Below are 14879 nucleotides of genomic sequence, written 5' to 3'. Positions count from 1 at the left end.
TCGATCCTATTGCCCCAGCCGTTCGATCAGCGCCGGAGCGTGCACCTGGTCGGCCTTGTAGTTGCCGGTCAGCGTGTACATCACGATGTTGGCGCCGGCACGGTAGGCGAATTCGCGCTGGCGGGCGTCGCCGCCGGTCACCGGCAGCATGGCCTGTCCGTCGGGCCGCACCGCCCAGGCGCCGGCCAGGTCGTTCGAGGTGATGATGATCGGCGAGACGCCGTCGCCGCCGCGCGCCGGCCGTTGCGCGCTCTCATCGTCGTCTTCGCGCGGCAAGGTCTCGACCCAGGTCTGGCCGGCGGTGAAGCGGCCGGGGAAGTCGCGCAGCAGATAAAAGGTCTTGGTCAGCACGTGCTCTCGCGGCACCGGCTCGAGCTCGGGCACGTCGAGCGAGGACAGGATCTCGCGCAGAGTCTGCATCGCCGGCGTCTGCGCCGCGCCGTTGGCGCCGGGCGGCGCCTCGATCGCGTCGCGGGTGTCGAACAGCACGGTGCCGCCCTGCTTCATGTAGGCGTCGATCTTGTTGATGGCGTCCTGCGGCGGCTTCGGCGCGCCCGGCACGATCGGCCAGTAGATCAGCGGGAAGAAGGCGAGCTCGTCGCGCGCGGGATCGACGCCGACGGGATCGCCGGCCTCGAGCGCCGTGCGCTGGGCCAGGAACAGCGTCAGGCCGTTCATTCCCGCTTTGACGATGGAATCGACGTCCGCATTGCCCGTGACGACATAGGCGAGGCGGGTCTGCGACACCGACTTCATCGCGAACTCGTCCGTGATGCCGTCGGCGCGCGACGGCGCCGGCGAGAGCGCCGCGAATCCCGCGAGCAGGGCGAGCACGATCATCGCGGGCGCGGCGCGGCGGCGCAGCAGCGCGGCAATGCCGCCGCCGAGCACCGCGATGATGATGGCGTCGATCAGGAACAGCGCGAGCGCCGTCGACAGCAGCCAGCCGCGCAAATCGCGCGGCTCGGCATTGGTGTAGGTGGCGTGCCGGGCGCGCAGGCTCGCGGTGTTCAGGGCGGCAATGCGGTCGGCGCTGGCAAGCGTGTTCACGGCGAGCGGTCCTTCTGCCGGACCGTAGAAGCCGGGCGGATGATCTGATGTGGCGCGGTCGCGATAATCGGCAGGAAGCGGCTTGGCCGTCGCGGGCGGCGGACCGAACGCGCCAAATCCGTCGAGGATGTGCAGCGGCGCCACGGTCTCAGCGGTCGCTTCGCCGGCAACGCCAGCGCCGGGCTTCGCGGTGTAGCCGGACATGTCGACCACCCGCCGCAGCATTTCGACGAAGGTGCCCGACATCGGCAGATCCGACCAGCGCATGTCGGCGCTGACGTGGAACAGGCTGACGAGGCCCTTGCCACGATGCTCGCCGGTGACGAGCGGCGTGCCGTCTTCCAGCGAGGCCCAGCTCTTGGTGGCGAGCACGGCGTCGGGCTCGGCCAGCACCTGCCGGCTCACGGTGACGTCCTTGGGCACCGCGACGCCGGCGAACGGGCCGTCGACGGCGAAGGAGGCGAGATGCTGCGGCTTCTCCCAGGTCAGGCTGCCGCCGAGCGTGCGGCCGCCCTTGCGCAGCTTGACCGGCACGAGGTCGTCCTCCGCCTGTGCCAGCCGGGGCCCAGCGAACCGCACCAGCACGCCGCCCTGGTCGACCCAGGCATTGAGGCGTTCGCGCAGCTCGGGGGCGATGGTGCCGACATCGGCGAGGATGATCATCGGCAGCTTCTGGTCCAGAAACTGCGTGATGCCCTGCTGCGGCGAGCCCTTGTCGGCGAGCCGGACGTCGGCGAACGGCGCCAGCGCGCGGGTGAGATAGAAGGTCGGCGCCAGCAGTGGCTGCGCGGTCTCGCTGGTCGCGCCCGAGATGATGCCGATGGCGCGGCGACGCCAGCGCTTGTCGAGCAGCTGCACCGCGCCGGCCGAGCGCTCGCCGGAGATTTCGAGCCGCGTGATGTCGTTGCGCAGCTCGACCGGCAGATCGAACGCCGCCTCGGTTTCCTTGTCCTGCGGGCCGAACGAATAGCGCGCTTCGCCGATCGGCGAGGCCTTCTGGTCCAGCGCGCGCACCGTGCCGACCGCAATCCCGCTGTCGGTGCGCAGCACCTTCACCGTCATCTTCGCCGCGGCGTTCTCGGCGGCGACCAGGGCCAGCGGCGAGGAGGTGCCGCCTTCGAACACGGTCAGGCTGCGGTCGCCGATGGTCTTGCCGAGGCCGGCCACGAAGTCCTCGCCGCGGCCGGTGTCGACGCCGTCCGAGAGCCAGGCGATCTCGCAGTCGCCGGTGACCTTGAGGAAACGGTCGACCGCAGCCAGCGTCTCGACCCGGTCGATCGAATAGGGCTTTGGCGCCAGCTGCCGCAGCGCGACGCGCGCCGCACCCGCCGGCATCAGGGTGATGTCGCGGTTCGGCTCGGACAGCGGCACCAGCGCGATGCCGCGGCCGTCATTGTCGGCATTGGCGATAAGCTCGTCGGCGGTCCTGATCCTGACGTCCCAGTGCGATGCAGCGCTCCAGCCGTCGTCGAACATGATCATCAGCGGCGCCTTGCTCCCGGCGACGCCAGTTTGCGGATTCCAGATCGGGCCGGCGGCGGCGAAGATCACCAGCGCGGCGGCGAGCAGGCGAAGCGCGGTCAGCCACCATGGCGTCCGCGAGGGCGTCTCTTCTCTTGGCGTGATGTCGAACAACAGCCGCGTCGGCGGAAACTCGATGCGCCGCGGCCGCGGCGGCATCACGCGCAGGAGCCACCACAGCACGGGCAGGCTGAGGAGGCCGATCAGGAGCAGCGGTTGTGTGAAGGCGAGCGGCAATCCCATCATGCGGCCGGCCCCGCCTTGATCGTCGTGGTGCGTGCGCCGGACTTGCTCACCTGCATGCCCGCATGCAGGAACAGCAAGAGTTCGGCGGCGGAGCGGTCGGTCGCGTGCGTCGTGAACAGCCAGTCGAGCTTGTTGGTCTCGGCGCGGATCTGGTCCCGGTGCAGCGCGAGCCGCGCGGTGTAGTCCTGCGCCCAGCTCTCGGCGCGGCCGGCGGTGATCACGCCAAAGCCTTCCGGCTCGACGAACTCGACGCGGCCGGAATAGGGGAACGATTCCTCGGCGGGATCGACCACCTGCACCATCGTGCCGTGCGCGCCGGAGCTGGACAGCCCGGCGAGCGTCGTCCTGATCTCGGCGATCGGCGACCAGAAATCCGACAGCACGATGATCTCGGCCAGCGCGGCCGGAACGAAGGATGGCGGCAGGCTCAGTCGGTCTGCATCGTCATGCAGCATCGCCTGCGCCATCCTGTCGATGACGCTGCGGCTTGCGGTCGGCGCCATCAGCCCGGGAATGCCGACGCGCTCGCCGCCGGCGACGAGCAGCTCGGCCAGTGCGAAGGCGACGATCAGCGTCCGCTCGAGCTTGGACACGCGCGCGGTCTTCGAGGCGAACGCCATCGAGGGCGAGCGGTCCGGCCAGATCCAGACCGTGTGCGAGGCTTCCCATTCCAGCTCGCGCACGTAGAGATGGTCGTCGCGCGCCGAGCGGCGCCAATCGACGTTCTGCGACGGTTCGCCCGAGACGAAGCGGCGGTACTGCCAGAAGTTTTCGCCCGAGCCGGCGCGGCGCCGTCCATGCAGGCCGTGGATGACGTTGGCGGCGATGCGGCGGGCCTCGAGCACCAGGCGCGGCAACGAAGCGGCGAGCGTGCGGCTTTCGCCATCGGCACGTCGGATCGCCAGGATCTCCTTCGCTGCCCGCCCGTTCTCCGCTGCCATCAACCGATCCGTGTCTTCAATTGCCGGATCACGTCCGGAATCGTGCGGCCTTCGGCGCGCGCCTGGAACGTCAACGCCATGCGGTGCTTCAGCACGGGCTCGGCAAGGTCGAGCACGTCGTCGATCGACGGGGCCAGGCGGCCGTCGATCAGCGCACGCGCGCGCACCGCCAGCATCAGGGATTGGCTGGCGCGCGGGCCGGGGCCCCAGGCAATGAACTTGCCGGCTTCGCCGGCGTCCGGACCCGGGCGGGCCGAGCGCACCAGCGAGAGAATTGCTTCCACCACGGAATCTCCGACCGGCAAGCGCCGGATCAGGCGCTGCGCGGTGATCAGCGCATCGGGCGTCATCGCGCCCTTGGCCAGCGTCTCCTCCGCGCCCGTGGTCTCGAACAGGATGCGGCGCTCGGCATCGCGGTCGGGATAGTCGACGTCGATCTCCATCAGGAAGCGGTCGAGCTGGGCTTCGGGCAGCGGATAAGTGCCTTCCTGCTCCAGCGGGTTCTGCGTCGCGAGCACGTGGAAGGGTTTCGGCAGATCGTGACGCGCGCCGGCGACGGTGATGTGCTGCTCCTGCATCGCCTGCAACAACGCCGATTGCGTGCGCGGTGAGGCGCGGTTGATCTCGTCGGCCATCAGGAGCTGCGCGAACACGGGACCGGCAATGAAGCGGAAGGCGCGCCTTCCCGCGGTGCTCTCGTCCAGCACTTCGGCGCCGAGAATGTCGGAAGGCATCAAATCGGGCGTGAACTGGATGCGCTTGGCGTCGAGACCGAGCGTGACGCCGAGCGTCTCCACCAGCTTGGTCTTGGCAAGGCCCGGCACGCCGATCAGGAGCGCATGGCCGCCGGAGAGGATGGTGACCAGCGTGTTCTCGATCACGCGATCCTGGCCGAAGATGACCGAGGCGATCGCGTCCTTGGCCGCGCGAACCTGGCTCGACACCTGCTCGGCCGAACGGACGATCCCGTCCTCGAGTTTCTCGACACTCTCCGCCATTCGCTTGCTCCTTCAGCCTGTGCAACGCGGCTTGCTTGCATCGTCAGCCTGTCACGTCAGGTCATCACGCCAGATCATGGGCCCCATGCTAGACTTGCAGGAAGGCCATGTATTCGTTGAATTAACCTATCCCCACCTTATCGGCTTCGGGGTATGTACGGCATCACGAAGTGGCGACCTCCACATCGGACTATTCCGGATGGAACCGCGCACCTAAGTACAACGTAGACCTGCACCAATCGTGCCAATCACAAAGTCAGGGCAAACCATGGCGAACCAAGGGCAGAGCGCCGATCGGGGTCTCGAGGGACTGACTGCTGCCGCCAAAAGCGCTGCCGGTGCCGAAGGCGCCAAAAAGGGCCTGCCTCCGGTGCATCTGTGGAATCCGCCGTTTTGCGGCGATCTCGACATCCGAATCGCCTCCGATGGTACTTGGTTCTACATGGGGACGCCAATCGGGCGTCCCGCTTTGGTGCGGCTGTTTTCGACCATTCTCAAGCGCGAGGGCGACAAGCATTTCCTGGTCACGCCGGTGGAGAAGGTCGGTATCCGCGTCGACGATGCGCCGTTCATGGCGGTCGAGATGCAGAAGGACGGCGAGGGCAGCCATCGCGTGCTGCACTTCCGCACCAATGTCGACGACTGGGTCAGCTGCGACGCGGCGCACCGGCTGCGTTTCGAGCAGGCAAGGGATGGCGGGCTGACGCCCTACTTGCACGTCCGCGCCGACCTCTGGGCCAAGGTGACGCGCGCGCTCTATTACGATCTGGTTGACATGGGCGAGGAGCGGATGGTCGATGGCCAGCCGATGTTCGGTGTCGAGTCGGCCGGCGAGTTCTTCGCCATGGCCGATGCGGAGCAGGTGAGGGCGGCGCTTTGAATTTGAACAACCCTATCCTGACGAACGAGCCGGTCGCGCTTGGCGCTGCGGATTTCTTCGCCCGCTCCAGGGCGCGGCTCGGCTTCGACGTGCCGCCCGGCCTCTATGATCCCAACATCATCCCGGCCTCGGGCGATCCCGGCACCGACAAGATGCTCGAGATCATCGCGCGCGAGCAGCCGGTGCGCCCGGCAGCGGTCCTGATCGCGGTGGTCGACCATCCCGAGCCCACCATCCTGCTGACGCAGCGCTCGGCGCATCTCAACGACCATGCCGGCCAGATCGCCTTTCCCGGCGGCAAGATCGACGCGATCGATGCCTCGCCGCTCGATGCGGCGCTGCGCGAGGCGGAGGAGGAGGTCGGGCTGTCGCGCGACTTCGTCGAGCCGCTCGGCTATCTCGATCTCTACGGCACCGCCTTCGGCTTCCGCATCCTGCCGACGGTTGCCAGGGTCAGGCCCGGCTTTTCGCTCAGCATCAACCATTCCGAGGTTGATGATGCGTTCGAGGTGCCGCTATCCTTCCTGATGAATCCGGTGAACCACCAGGTGCACAGCAAGGAATTCCGCGGCACGCCGCGATCCTATTACGCGATGCCGTTCGCGGAACGCTACATCTGGGGTGCGACGGCGGGCATGCTGCGTGTGCTGTATGAGCGGATCTATTCGTCATGATCCGGACGGTTCTGACCGAGATCGGAATCTTCCTCATCCCCTTTGCCGTCTATGCGCTGTTCCTGGCGGCGACGCGGTCCGGTGTGTTCGCACGCTCCTCATGGCCGGTCGCGATCGTCGCGCGTCTTGCGCTGGTGGCGATCGTGCTGGTCATCGCGGGCCTCATCGGCTTGGCGGAGTTCTCCGGCGCGCCGCCGGATTCGACCTACGTCCCCGCCCATATCGAGGACGGCAAGCTCGTGCCGGGCACGGAAAAGTAGGGGCGGGTCCATGAGCGCGGAGCCTTTACTCGCCGATGCGCCCTGGCTGACCGCAGGCGGCACCGCGCGCGTCCTGGCGCTGCTCGGCACCGATGGCGAGGAGGCGCGGGTGGTCGGCGGCGCCGTGCGCAACGCGCTGCTCGGTCTTGCGCCGGGTGACATCGACATCGCGACCACGGCGCTGCCGGATGAGGTGATACGGCGCGCCAAGGCCGCCGGCATCAAGAGCGTGCCGACCGGCATCGACCACGGCACCGTCACGTTGGTGATCGATGCCCACCCCTATGAAGTCACGACGCTGCGCGAGGACACCGAGACCTTCGGCCGCAAGGCGAAGGTCGCGTTCGGCCGCGACTGGGTCAAGGATGCCGAGCGGCGCGACTTCACCATGAACGGCCTGTCGGTCGATGCGCGCGGCGTCGTCTACGACTATGTCGGCGGCATCAACGACGCCAAAGCGCGGCGCGTGCGCTTCATCGGCGATCCCGACCAGCGCATCGCCGAGGATTACTTACGCATCCTGCGCTTCTTCCGCATCCATGCCGCCTTCGGTGCCGGCGAGCCCGACCGCGACGGCTATCTCGCCTGCATCCGCGGACGCGCGGGCCTGGCCAGCCTGTCGGCCGAGCGGGTGCGCATGGAGATGCTCAAGCTGCTGGTCGCCGGTGGTGCGGCTGCGGCCGTGCGGGCCATGGCCGAGGGCGGATTGCTGCAGGCGTTGACCGGCGGCGTCGTCTACACGGGTCCCCTGGACACAATGATCGCAATCGAGCGCGAGCTCGGCCTCAGCCCCAGCAGCACGCGGCGCCTGGCCGCGCTCGCGGTCGCCGTCACCGAAGACGCCAAGCGCCTCGCCGTGCGCCTGCGGCTTTCCAATGCCGAGGCCAAGGCGCTGGATTCGATGGGGCACCGCTGGTGGCGCTTCGCCACCAAAGACGAAGCCAGGGCACGGCGCTTGCTGTACCGGCTCGGGCCCGAGCGCTATCACGATCGCGTATTGCTTGGCTGGGCACGCAACGGCGGCGACGTCACATCGACGCGCTGGCGCGCGCTCGCCGAGCTGCCGCAGCGCTGGAGCGCGCCGAAATTCCCGCTGAAGGCCGCCGACTTCATCGCGCGCGGCCTCGCCGAAGGACCCGCGCTCGGCCATGTGCTGACGCTCGCCGAAGACGCTTGGCTCGCGTCGGATTTCCCACGCGAGGAAGCCACGCTCGCCGCGATCGCCGATCAAGCCGTGGCCCGCATCAGAGGCGACCAGAAAGATTGACCATCGTCTCAGGCTTCGCCGATATCTCGCTTCTGCAGCTTCTGCTGGTCGCAGCGATGGCGTTGTTTGCATCGATTATCGGCGGTCTCGCCGGCTACGGCACCGGTGCGCTGATGCCCTTGGTGCTGGTCCCGCTGGTCGGGGCCGAGCCCGTCGTGCCGATCATCGCGATCTCCGCGATGCTGACCAATGCGAGCCGCGCGCTTGCCTATGTCCGCCATGCGGACCGCCGCCGCGTGCTGGTCGTGCTGGCCTGCGCAGGCTTGACCACCGCGCTCGGCGCCTACGGCTACACCCGCCTCACCAATGCCGGCGCCGCGCTCGTGATCGGCGCCATGCTGATCCTGAGCGTGCCGCTGCGCCGCAGGCTTCGCCGCCGCGATGTCAGGATCGGCGACGCCGGCCTCGCCGCTGGCTCGGTCGGCTATGGCGTCCTGGTCGGCGGCACCTCGGGCTCCGGCGTGATCCTGCTCTCGCTGTTGATGGCCGCAGGGCTCGAAGGCGCCGCGGTGATTGCGACCGACGCGATGATCTCGCTCGGCACCGGCCTCATCAAGATCTCGGTATTCGGCCTCGCCGGCGCCGTCACCGCGCAGGTGCTCGCCTTGGCGCTGCTGATCGGTGGCATGGCCGTGCCCGGCGCGTTCCTGGCCAGGGCTTTCGTCGAACGGATGCCGGTGCAGATTCACACGGCGATCCTCGATGCCGCCGTGATCACCGGCGGGCTGGTGATGATTTCAGTGGTGGCGCGGCAGCTGATGGCCTAACGACGCCGGCTGAAATGGCGCAGGTGCAGCGCCGAATCCCAATGTCGTTGGCTTGAAGCGCCCTCACGTCGTTCCGCAAGTCCCACCGCGCGTCTGGCGTCCCAGGAGCATCTGACGTCGCGAAAATCCGGATCACGTCGCGCCAGGCGAATTTTGCGCGCATAAACCGTGTTCCACAGCTCCACGCCGTGTCGCGGACGCTACAGCAATACTGCGAGACCACCTGTATGACTTGGCTCAAGCGGACGGCCGGTCATCGGCGGTTGTACGAGTGCTCAAGCGGCGCCTCGAGGGAAGTTATGAAATCCATTGTCTCCGGTACTCTCCTGATCTCGGCTCTTTGTCTCTCCCACGCCGCCTCCGCGGCCGATCTCGGCAGGGCTTACACCAAGGCGCCGCCCGCGCCGGTCGCGTTCAGCTGGACCGGTTTTTATGCTGGCGTGCATGGTGGTTATGGCTGGAGCGATCCGACCGCGACCTTCGATCCGGGCGCGCTCGCAACCGGGACGGTGCCCGGCTATGTCGTCACGGGTGGGACTGGGCCGTTCACCCTGGATGTGAACCCCAAGGGCGGATTCGGCGGCGGCCAAATCGGCTATAACTGGCAGTCCGGCACGTTCGTGTACGGTCTGGAAGCGGATGTGAGCGGCGCAGCCATCAGGGAGACGGCGAGCCGCCCGTTCAGCGTCACCGGCACGATCGGCGGCGACAATGGCGCCTTCACCGGCGTATTCAATCTCAAGCAGGAAATCGATGTCTTCGGCACCATCCGCGGACGTCTCGGATACGCGGCGAACAACCTGCTGATCTACGGTACCGGTGGCTTCGCCTGGGGCCACGTCAAGAACAGCATCTTCACCTCCAATCTCGCCACGCCGAACATCGCCAATTTCAACGGCTTCTTCCCGGCCCTGACGCGAAGCGCGTCCTCGTCGGAGGTCCAGGTGGGCTTCTCCGCCGGTGGCGGCCTTGAATGGGCTTTCGACCCGCGCTGGACGTTCAAGGCCGAGTACATCTACATCAATCTCGGAAAGTCGAACGGCAATGCGCTTGCATTCCCCGGAGCGTCCTTCACCGACACCGAGGTTCAGCTTCATACGGCCAAGGGCGGCATCAACTATCGGTTCTGATCTCGACCGGCATCAGCTCGTAGGAGGGTTTCGCCGTTGCGAAACCCTCGCCTCGATCCATGTCGTCATTTGCTCACCGCCGGTGCGGTGAGCAGCATCGTCAGCCGACAATCCGGCCAGCTCTCAGGCAATGCCGTCATCGCAAGCCCTCATTGCCATTGACAGCGCTATGCAGCAGCCCGTCAGGGCGCGCGAACATCAAGTCTCGTTATCGCCCCCCGCTGCACAAGCTGACTGAAATAATCGACTTCCCGAGCGTAGGCGTGATTGTCGTACTGGTCGGCTCGCTGCGGATCCCAGTAGTAGGTACTTGACTGGAAGCCATCAAAGCCCAAAGCAAGCAGCTCCGCATCTGGGTAAAGATGGCGCGCGAGCGACAGTGCTTTCAGACCTGTCGTTGGCTGTACAACTTTGCCGTCTTTGCCGATCATGATCCCTGCGCGTTCAAAATCCATTGCGCGCACCAGATCAATCATCAATGACTGGCTGAAATACTGCACGGGACCTGAAACGACCGCTTCCAGTGCACGAGCGTGGATTTCAGAAGACGCCTCCTCCGGAAGAAAATCGAGATGCCACCTCGTCAGGTATTCCAGCTCGAAGCCCTCGTACTCCGTCGCCATCCTCGTCCATGACACGGGATCTGGAAAGGCGAACCACAGACACTGGCCGGTTCGCCATTGGTCGTCCCGGCCGGCGATCCTGGTCCAACTATTGACCATGTGGATATCGAGGCGCGAACCGACGGATTCCTCATAACCGTTGGTCCGGAATTCGTTGATGCGAACGACTCGATCGCACCCGTCAATCAATGGTCCAAGCTTCATTTTGAGCGGACCGCCGCCATTTCCGACAATTGCGATCCTCATCCATGGTGCTCCTTGAAGGCGTCACATGAAGCTCCCAAAGCACGTCGTGCTATCCCTTCCAGGAGCGTAACCCGTCACCATATGAGCTGGAAGTGTTCACCTGAGGAAACGCGATGAAAGCACCCGCAAATCTCGCCGAGAAGCTCGCAACGTTTACCGATCGCTTCTCCCCGCGCACGGTGGCGACCTATAACGACAACGACATCATGGTGGCCAAGCTCGAGGGGCCGTTTCATTGGCACAAGCACGAGGACACGGACGACTTCTTTCTCGTGCTCAGCGGGACGCTCGACATCGAGCTGCGGGACCGCACGGTCACCCTCAAGCCCGGCGAGGTTTTTGTCGTGCCGAAGGGCGTTGAGCACCGGCCGGTGGCGCGTGGGGAAGTGCACATCCTCTTGATCGAACCGACGGGGACGCCGAATTCCGGAGACAAGGCCACGGCGGCGCCTCGTATCCTCGTCTGATCAACCCCGCGCCCGTCATCAAGGGAAGCGCTCGGTCGCACGAGAATGCAGTCCGAGAAGTGCCTACTCCTCGTCATCATCTTCGTCTTCGTCGTCCTCGTCTTCCACCTGCACGAGCACGGCGAGCGGCAGCGTCTCGCGGAACAGGTCGCCTTCCATGCCCATCCACAGGCACAGCGCCTCGTTCTCCTTCACCTCCGCGACGGTCAGCGGCTGACCGCCGGATTTCAGCATCACGACATCGCCGGCCTTCAGATCCATGGATTGTCCTTTCAGGTTGATCGACACGGCCGACGCTAACAGGCCGTCATGACAGGCCGATCACGCCGGCTGCCGGTGCCGGAAGGTGTCTCCGCGGTACGGCTCAGCTGCGCTCGCTCGTGACCGGCTGGTTCGGCAGGCACTGGTTGCTGAAATAGCCGATGGCATCGCGCGCGAGCGGAACATGGCAGAAGAAGCCGGTGGGGCGGTATCGCACCCTGATGCGATCCAGCTGCGCCATGGTCAGCGTCATGAACGCGTCCAGCCGGCGGGCCTGAAGTTGCAGCCTGTGCTCATTGCTGTCGCGTGGTTTGTCGAGCTTGCGATCGTTCGGCACGTCGTTGCCGGAGGCCGGAGCTTGCAACGCATTCGGCCCGCCGCGGAGCACCTCGAAGCAATGGTGCATCACCAGGACGTGGTGCTTGGCGCTCCACCAGTTGATGGTCACGACCTTCTGCAACGCATCGATCTCGCCATCCGCCCGCCTGGCACAGAGGTTGACGTAGGATTTGAGCCCATTGGCCGTCGGGTCGTTGCACAATTCGTCGCTGGGACGTCCAGGATCGGCGCCATTGAAGATCGCACCCTTGAACTGCGGAAGGTTGGCGTCGGAATCGCAATCGAAATTGTACTTGGTGAGCAGCGTTGCCGTCAGGGGATCCTGGTCAAGCGTGTGCTCTGCGGCCGGATCGCGCCCGAGGTCGCTGGGCCAGTCGATGTAGATCTCCGCCTTGCGCGCGAAGATGGCGCCGTTCCGCCGCAGCGACGTGCGCGCCTTCCAATAGTCCGAGAACGAGCCGAATGTCTTGGAGTCCACCGGAATGAAAGCAGGGCTTGCCTGCGCCTTCAGCGAGCCGAACTGCTCGCGCAGCATGGTCTCCTGCTGGATCTGCACGTCGGCGAAGGCGTCCGAGATCTCGAGGAAGGTGTCGGTCGCCTTCTGCATGTCCGCCTTGGCCTGCTCGCCGACCTTCTGTTCATAGGAATTCAGGTACTGGAAATATCCGCCCAGGAAGCCGGTCAGCAGGGTCACGGCCGTCAGTCCCTTGGTGACCGAGAGGCGGCTGTCCCAGGATTGAATTCTCTGCCAGATGCCCGCCGCCTTCACCGGGGATCGCGTGCGCGCTGCCTGCTTCGGAAGGTCCTGCTCCATTGTCGCCTCCAACTCACCACGCCCCATGGCACGAGGCTACCGCAATCGCGGATTGCGGCTTGTGAAGCATTTCACTTCAAGTAAGGCAGGCGGGCTGCCGGATATCGGGCGGCGGCAGCTCCTCGATCGAACGGGGAGGGTGTCTGGACCACCTCCCACGCGATGCGAACGTCGCCTTGAATTCGCGGTCGGCATCGCCTAGTTTTTCGGCGTGCCGCACGGTGTCCGCCACCATCTTCGTCAACTCGCCAGAACGGCCATGTTCGTGGCGATATCCGCGTTTGTGCTTCAGGCGGCCCTGATCTCGGTCTCGCAGGCGCAGGCGGCTGTTGGCGCCATTCCGATGCCGTCCGTCACGCTCAGCGGTTCCCTGCATTTCCACGATCAATTGGCCGGCCACGTGCATTCCCACGCGGGCGACGACGCGGAAGGCCACGTCCATGACGGGCCGGATCACGATGAGGACGGCGCTCCCGGCGTGGCCTGGGACATGTTTGGCACCTCGATCGCCTCAACGCAGGTCGTTCACCTGCTCAGCGTCTTCGAAGTGCTCGGCGCCATGGACCTGCCGCTCGCGCGGGCCATTGTCGGGGTGCGCCCCGAGGGACTCGTCCGGCCACCAAGTACCTTCAGCATCGCGTAGTCCCGGCGGCGCTTCGGCCGCCGCCTTTTCGCATGTCTGAAGGATCTTTCGATGTTGATGAATCAGCGCTGCCCAAAAGGGCGGCTCGCAGCTCTTGGGCTGGCCGGCGGTGTCTGGTTGGTGAGCCTGGTCTTTGGCTTGTCGGGCGCCTTTGGCCATGAAGGGCACGATCACGGCGACGCCGAAAAGACGGCGGTCGTGTCCTCAGCCTATCCGAGGATTGCCGCGCGCTCCGAGCTCTACGAAGTCGTCGGCATCCTGAAAGACGGCAGGCTGTTCGTCTTCATCGATGATGCCGCGACGAACGAGCCGGTCTCGGACGCCGCCTTGCAGGTCACGATCGGCGATTCCGCCCCGATCGAGGCATTGAGCCAGGAGAACGGCGTCTACACCGCCCCGATTCCGAACGGCACACCGTCCGGATCGGTCGAGGTGATCTTCTCGATCAACGCTAGCAGGGGAAATGATCTGCTGGTCAACTCGTTCATACCGCGTGCAGAGGCCCGGCCCGCAGAGCAGAAGCACGCGCCCGGCTGGCTTCTCTCGAACCGAGCCGCCATCGCCGCGTCCGTGCTCGCCGCCTTGGGCTTCGGCGGTCTCTTCGCCTATTGGAAGCGGCGTGGCCGCTTCATGGCGGCCTCGATGTCCGCGGTGTTGGCGGGGGCTTTGGTCATTCTCGCCTCCGTCATGTTCGGCGAGGGCCGGACCAATGCAACGCAACCAAATCCGCCTGATGTTCCCGCGCTGAGCGATGCCCCGCGCCGCCTGCAAGACGGCACCGTCTTCGCGGCCAAGCCGACGCAGCGTCTGCTCGAGGTACGCACCGCTGCAGCCGAGCCGCAGACGATTCGTCCCGCCGTCACCCTGATCGGCCGCGTCATGGCCGACCCCAACCGCAGCAGCATCGTGCAGAGCATCTACGGCGGCCGCGTGGTTCCCGGCGATGACGGCATCCCCCGCATCGGGCAAACCGTCCGCAAGGGCGATCTGCTCATCCGGATCGAGCCGCATCTGCCAATCGCCGACCGCACGACGATCCTCGAGAAGGTCGGCGAGATCGAACAGCTGATGGCGATCACGGACAACAAGCTGCGGCGTCTCCGGCCGCTGGCCGAACGCGGCGCGGTGCCGCAAGGGCAGGTCAACGACCTCGAAAGCGAATTGGAGGGTCTGCGGGCGCGCCGCGAGACCGTTCGCAATTCCCGCACCGGCTTCGAGGAGCTGCGGGCATCGACCGATGGCATCATCACCGCAGCCAAGGTCGCGCCGGGCCAGGTCATACAGCCGCAAGACGTTCTGTTTCAGATCGCGGACCCAAGCAGTCTTTGGGTCGAGGCGCTCGCCTATGACGAAATCGGCTTGAAGCAGCCTGAAGCCGCAACGGCAATGGCTCCGAACGGGCAGCAGATTGCGCTGAGCTTCGTCGGGACGAGCCGGGCGCTGCGCCAGCATGCGTCCGTGGTTCAGTTCGCCATTCCGGAGCCACCAGCAGGTCTCAACATCGGTCAGCCGTTGAATGTGATGGTCCAGACCGGAGCGCCGGTATCGGGCCTGGTCGTGCCGCGCAATGCCGTCGTTCGAAGCGGCAACGGTGAGAATATCGTTTGGCTGCACACAGAGCCCGAGCGCTTCGAGCCGAGGCCGGTTCGCGTGGTGCAGGTAGACGCAGCCCGCGTGATCGTGGCCGCCGGTATCAACGAAGGCGAACATGTCGTCGTTCGCGGCACCGACCTCATCAACCAGATCCGGTAG

At 66.0% G+C, this 14879-nt stretch carries 15 protein-coding genes; 9 read left to right on the top strand and 6 right to left on the bottom strand.

Going from position 1 to position 14879, the window contains the following annotated elements:
• Positions 1 to 6: 6 nt before the first annotated feature.
• The 3 genes from ABIA40_RS23510 to ABIA40_RS23500 are packed head-to-tail and all read right to left on the bottom strand — an operon-like array spanning position 7 to position 4756.
• The gene (locus ABIA40_RS23510) at positions 7 to 2817 is read right to left on the bottom strand and encodes a DUF4159 domain-containing protein (RefSeq protein WP_404543415.1); all 2811 of its coding nucleotides are present in this window, start codon (positions 2815 to 2817) and stop codon (positions 7 to 9) included.
• Positions 2814 to 3758 carry a DUF58 domain-containing protein gene (locus ABIA40_RS23505; protein WP_036024824.1) on the bottom strand — a complete coding sequence of 315 codons (945 nt, stop codon included), beginning with the start codon at positions 3756 to 3758 and terminating at the stop codon, positions 2814 to 2816. The genes ABIA40_RS23510 and ABIA40_RS23505 overlap by 4 nt, the downstream gene beginning before the upstream one ends.
• Entirely contained in the window at positions 3758 to 4756 is a 999-nt protein-coding gene (locus tag ABIA40_RS23500) for a MoxR family ATPase (protein ID WP_025038173.1), read from the bottom strand. The genes ABIA40_RS23505 and ABIA40_RS23500 overlap by 1 nt, the downstream gene beginning before the upstream one ends.
• A gap of 268 nt (positions 4757 to 5024) precedes the next feature.
• On the opposite strand from ABIA40_RS23500, the gene ABIA40_RS23495 reads away from it, so the two are divergent.
• The 6 genes from ABIA40_RS23495 (at position 5025) to ABIA40_RS23470 (ending at position 9734) form a co-directional block, all read left to right on the top strand.
• Complete coding sequence (locus ABIA40_RS23495) at positions 5025 to 5636, top strand: DUF1285 domain-containing protein (protein ID WP_404543413.1); 612 nt, start codon at positions 5025 to 5027, stop codon at positions 5634 to 5636.
• Between the two features lie 2 nt (positions 5637 to 5638).
• Positions 5639 to 6310: a CoA pyrophosphatase gene (locus ABIA40_RS23490; RefSeq protein ID WP_157286391.1), complete on the top strand. Its 672-nt coding sequence runs from the start codon at positions 5639 to 5641 to the stop codon at positions 6308 to 6310.
• Positions 6307 to 6570, top strand: a complete 264-nt coding sequence (locus tag ABIA40_RS23485) for a DUF6111 family protein (protein WP_036013774.1) — start codon at positions 6307 to 6309, stop codon at positions 6568 to 6570. The genes ABIA40_RS23490 and ABIA40_RS23485 overlap by 4 nt, the downstream gene beginning before the upstream one ends.
• Positions 6571 to 6580: 10 nt before the next feature.
• On the top strand, positions 6581 to 7837 hold the full coding sequence (locus ABIA40_RS23480; protein WP_404543411.1) for a CCA tRNA nucleotidyltransferase: 1257 nt from the start codon (positions 6581 to 6583) through the stop codon (positions 7835 to 7837).
• On the top strand, positions 7834 to 8604 hold the full coding sequence (locus ABIA40_RS23475) for a sulfite exporter TauE/SafE family protein (protein ID WP_404543409.1): 771 nt from the start codon (positions 7834 to 7836) through the stop codon (positions 8602 to 8604). The genes ABIA40_RS23480 and ABIA40_RS23475 overlap by 4 nt, the downstream gene beginning before the upstream one ends.
• A gap of 299 nt (positions 8605 to 8903) precedes the next feature.
• Positions 8904 to 9734 carry an outer membrane protein gene (locus tag ABIA40_RS23470; RefSeq protein WP_404543408.1) on the top strand — a complete coding sequence of 277 codons (831 nt, stop codon included), beginning with the start codon at positions 8904 to 8906 and terminating at the stop codon, positions 9732 to 9734.
• 182 nt (positions 9735 to 9916) lie between these two features.
• On the opposite strand, the gene ABIA40_RS23465 is transcribed toward ABIA40_RS23470, so the two are convergent.
• On the bottom strand, positions 9917 to 10603 hold the full coding sequence (locus tag ABIA40_RS23465) for a glycosyltransferase family 29 protein (RefSeq protein ID WP_404543407.1): 687 nt from the start codon (positions 10601 to 10603) through the stop codon (positions 9917 to 9919).
• Positions 10604 to 10716: 113 nt separating this feature from the next.
• On the opposite strand from ABIA40_RS23465, the gene ABIA40_RS23460 reads away from it, so the two are divergent.
• Positions 10717 to 11070 (top strand): cupin domain-containing protein, encoded by a 354-nt coding sequence (locus ABIA40_RS23460; RefSeq protein ID WP_128263019.1) that lies wholly within the window; start codon positions 10717 to 10719, stop codon positions 11068 to 11070.
• Between the two features lie 63 nt (positions 11071 to 11133).
• On the opposite strand, the gene ABIA40_RS23455 is transcribed toward ABIA40_RS23460, so the two are convergent.
• Together ABIA40_RS23455 and ABIA40_RS23450 are read right to left on the bottom strand one after the other, a co-directional pair.
• Positions 11134 to 11331 carry a DUF2158 domain-containing protein gene (locus ABIA40_RS23455; protein WP_404543406.1) on the bottom strand — a complete coding sequence of 66 codons (198 nt, stop codon included), beginning with the start codon at positions 11329 to 11331 and terminating at the stop codon, positions 11134 to 11136.
• A 103-nt stretch (positions 11332 to 11434) separates the two neighbouring features.
• A complete protein-coding gene (locus ABIA40_RS23450) occupies positions 11435 to 12484 on the bottom strand; it encodes a hypothetical protein (RefSeq protein WP_128263021.1) in 1050 nt (349 codons plus the stop codon).
• 259 nt (positions 12485 to 12743) lie between these two features.
• Here ABIA40_RS23450 and ABIA40_RS23445 point away from each other — a divergent pair, with 259 nt between their 5' ends.
• Entirely contained in the window at positions 12744 to 13127 is a 384-nt protein-coding gene (locus tag ABIA40_RS23445; RefSeq protein ID WP_036037130.1) for a hypothetical protein, read from the top strand.
• A 51-nt stretch (positions 13128 to 13178) separates the two neighbouring features.
• Positions 13179 to 14879, top strand: coding sequence for an efflux RND transporter periplasmic adaptor subunit (locus ABIA40_RS23440; RefSeq protein WP_404543404.1), 1701 nt, complete (start codon positions 13179 to 13181; stop codon positions 14877 to 14879).

Source organism: Bradyrhizobium sp. USDA 223 (assembly GCF_044909005.1).
In the GTDB taxonomy this organism is placed as follows: domain Bacteria; phylum Pseudomonadota; class Alphaproteobacteria; order Rhizobiales; family Xanthobacteraceae; genus Bradyrhizobium; species Bradyrhizobium yuanmingense.
This window is presented reverse-complemented; position numbering and strand designations above follow the sequence as displayed.